Source organism: Sulfuriferula multivorans, assembly GCF_003851125.1.
Taxonomy (GTDB): Bacteria; Pseudomonadota; Gammaproteobacteria; order Burkholderiales; family Sulfuriferulaceae; genus Sulfuriferula; species Sulfuriferula multivorans.
Map to the genome: position 1 here is coordinate 1 of NZ_BGOW01000054.1, position 3269 is coordinate 3269.

Consider the following 3269-nt stretch of genomic DNA (forward strand, 5'->3'; position numbering starts at 1 on the left):
ATGATCGAAATTCCATCATGGCACTGGTTGCCGTTCGCGGAAACTTCTCCGCTGCCTCGGGACGGGGAAGTCCCTTTCATTCGTTGGGCGTCAGCAGTTCACCGAGCGCATGGATAGCCCTGCTTTTTGCCCAGCGCTCGAACTCGCCCATTGGCTCGGACAATTCTTCCCACATGCGCGGGTTGGCTTCGATGATTTCGCAAAGCGTCTTGCGCAATCGGTCAATCTCGTCGGCTGCCCGCGCCATCATTGCTTCCGGTGTGTAGCCTGTGCCGATACCTGTGTAATTCCTAAGGTCTTCCGTGTTTAACATTTCGTTTCCTTTCTTCGGTCTACGCCCAACCCTACGGTGCAGTAGACCGCCCGCAAGCGGGCGTCTGCTGACCTTGTTCGTTGGGCACCATAAAAACCAACCAGTGCGTCAGCCCCTTGCGCCCTGAAATATGCCCAAAGAGTGGCTGCACTGGTGTTAGTGCAAGCACCTCCGCGACTTTGATCTGCGTTTCGTTCCACTTGAAAACCAAAACTCCATCGGTGGCCAGCACGCGGAAGCATTCTGCAAATCCATTGCGCAAGTCCTCGCGCCAGTCGGTGCCGAGCTTCCCGTATTTCGCCGCCAGCCACGAGCGCGGCCCCGCACGCACCAAATGTGGCGGGTCGAACGCCACCAGCCGGAATACCCCGTCCGGATACGGCAGCGCCCGAAAATCAATCAGCGCATCCGGCTCAATCCGCAGCGTGCGCGTGCCGCTAGCGTTGCCGTGCGAGCGGTCGGTAACGATCAGCGACTCGCTGCGCCGGTCGCCAAACACTACGTCCGGGTTTTGCTTGTCCAGCCACATCATGCGGCCACCGCAGCAAGGATCGAGCACACGTCGCCCAACATTTACGTCAACCGGACCTTGCGCCAGCAGCGTTTCATTGTTCATTTGTCGTCCTTTTTCGGCGCAAGGCCGGTTACGTTAGCGTTAGGGAGCTCGCCACGTGGACACATCCACTCTTGCAAATGAAATCGCTGCGAAGGTCATCGCTGACACTTCGTTTTGGGTTTCTGTTGTTGGGCTTGTTGGCGTTGTTGTGGGAGCAGTCATCACTGTTGGAGGAAACTTTGTTCTTCACTGGTTTCAAGACAAACCACGCCGGGAGCTTGACGAAAAAAGAAAAAAACTCTTGGACAAAATGCTTCGCGATTTACGATTCAAAGAGCATTGGCGCAAACTCACAACGCTGTCTCGCGTAGTCGGTGCAGATGAAGAAACAACAAAGCGACTGTTAATTGAACTCGGAGCCCGAGGCTCCGAAAAAGACGATGATTTATGGGGGTTGCTTGAGTACCACCCACTTGAGAAGCTCGACCAATAGCTCCCTAACATGGCGTTCCAGCGGACCGGCTGCAAGCGGCGCTGCGCGCCACTCGCAGCCGTCCGCTGAACTTCAACGTTGGGCCCCTCGGGTTTTCTAAACATGCACACACCGTTTGAAACACACAAACTGTCTCGCGGTAAAACCTGTTCGCTTCAAAGCGTCTCCGTCTCACGTGCCGCTGTGTGTGCGTCCCTTTCTTCTCGCGCCTTGTCGCTTGCGCGGCGCGAGTGTTCAACTCGCCGTGCCTTCGCAACCCATCATGATCGCCGTGGCCTTGGCCGCCACGCCGCGCCGGTGGCTTCGCTCCAACCATCGCGCGTTACCATGTGGGCTTCGGTAGTCGTTGGCGTGTCGCGTCTGGCAAACGCCAGAGGTAAATTTCAAGCTCGCCGTGTGGCCGCGTCAGGTGTGCGCGCCGTAGGGTTCTTGCAACCGATCTCGTTGCCCAACCCGTCGGTCAACCGGACTGCCCGTCAGCTGCGCTGCCGGGTTCCCTCCGCGCTGCGCGCTCCGGCAGCCGGTTACCTTTCACGTTATGCCCCTTAATCGGATAATCTCATGACGACACACACGCAAGAACAATTGAACGATATTTGGAGTGCGATACTCGCCGGGAAATACGGCAATGATCCGCTGGCAATTGCTCCGCGACGTATCGCAGCGGAACCGGGAACAGAGATTATGAGCATCCCGAACGCTACCGGCACGGATGTATTTGTGTACGAGAGGAAAAGCGGAGAACAGTGGCGCGAGGTCACGTATAGCTGGCCGGAGTGGCCCACCGTGCAAACGGCGTTAGAAAGTCCAAGGTTCAAATGGCGCACAATTGAAGGAATCGCTAAAGAAACGAAGCTTGATGCGGTCACTGTTGTAGGAAGTCTTTCCGCTAACGCTAGCGTTGTAATTAAGTCGACGATCCCAGACCAGGAGGGCCGCGATCTCTTTACGACAAAAGATCACTATCGCGAGAAATCGTCGCTATGGGAACGTTTGGAGAGTGCGATTACGAATAAGGTGCAGAAATGACTTCGGCCGTCGTATTGGCTGTGATCGGCGGATTCCTCATCAACGTCCTTCATCTAATGGAGTATTCGAAACGGCCCAAGCTTGAGAGGCCAGACTTCAAAGATATTCTTTTTTATGTGCCATATGCTGCTTGGCCCACAATCAGTGGCGTGCTTGCGTATGCTTACGTTGCGTCGGGCGTTCAGCTATCGCCGATCGTAGCGTTAAACGTTGGCCTTTCAGCACCGTTACTAGTCCGTGCAATGACAGAAGCGAATCCATTTAAGCCAACCGCAATTAACCCAGGTAGCGGGGCCTAACAACGCCATGAACGCGGACAGCAAAAAGCGTCGCTCCTTCGTCGCGCCACTTTTTGCTGCCGGTTATGGCGAACGTTATGCATCTCGATGAATACTTCCAAAGCCATCGTTCACGTTAGAAAAGCTGTCCCCGTTTTCGGAAACCAACATTCTGGTTGGGGATGTCCAGTAACGGAAGCTCATCAGGCTAACTGCGCTCTCCCCATACGTGAAGAGTTGTTCGATATTGAGATTCATCTCGACGGTTCTGGATACTTGCTTTGCTATTCGACATCTGACCATGCGCTTTACGGTGACTCTTGGCATTTGACCGAACTCGAAGCAAAACAAACTGCTCTCGAAGAGCTTGGCGTTCAGTTCAATGAGTGGCAGCATGCATAACATGGCGCTCAACCTCGCTCCCTTCGGTCGCTGGACGCTGCGCGATAAAGCTGCGCAGCGCCGGTTAGCTCTACTACAAGGGCTTCCCCAGATTTACAAGTGATCTGATGTTTTTAATTCATTGCTCTTTCCTCATCATCTGATTCAGATTGCGCCGCTTGGGTTGTGTAAGAAGGTGAAGGACTGCGAAACTACAAA

General features: G+C 54.6%; 5 protein-coding genes. 3 read left to right on the forward strand and 2 right to left on the reverse strand.

What is annotated here, in order from left to right:
* Nucleotides 1–76: 76 nt before the first annotated feature.
* Nucleotides 77–313: a hypothetical protein gene (locus EI185_RS17330; RefSeq protein WP_124706404.1), complete on the reverse strand. Its 237-nt coding sequence runs from the start codon at nucleotides 311–313 to the stop codon at nucleotides 77–79.
* 31 nt (nucleotides 314–344) lie between these two features.
* Complete coding sequence (locus EI185_RS17335; protein WP_124706405.1) at nucleotides 345–929, reverse strand: class I SAM-dependent methyltransferase; 585 nt, start codon at nucleotides 927–929, stop codon at nucleotides 345–347.
* Between the two features lie 55 nt (nucleotides 930–984).
* Here EI185_RS17335 and EI185_RS17340 point away from each other — a divergent pair, with 55 nt between their 5' ends.
* The 3 genes from EI185_RS17340 (at nucleotide 985) to EI185_RS17350 (ending at nucleotide 3071) form a co-directional block, all read left to right on the forward strand.
* Nucleotides 985–1362: a hypothetical protein gene (locus tag EI185_RS17340; RefSeq protein WP_124706310.1), complete on the forward strand. Its 378-nt coding sequence runs from the start codon at nucleotides 985–987 to the stop codon at nucleotides 1360–1362.
* Nucleotides 1363–1923: 561 nt separating this feature from the next.
* Entirely contained in the window at nucleotides 1924–2391 is a 468-nt protein-coding gene (locus EI185_RS17345) for a hypothetical protein (protein WP_124706406.1), read from the forward strand.
* A 386-nt stretch (nucleotides 2392–2777) separates the two neighbouring features.
* Nucleotides 2778–3071, forward strand: coding sequence for a hypothetical protein (locus tag EI185_RS17350; protein ID WP_124706407.1), 294 nt, complete (start codon nucleotides 2778–2780; stop codon nucleotides 3069–3071).
* Nucleotides 3072–3269: the final 198 nt, after the last annotated feature.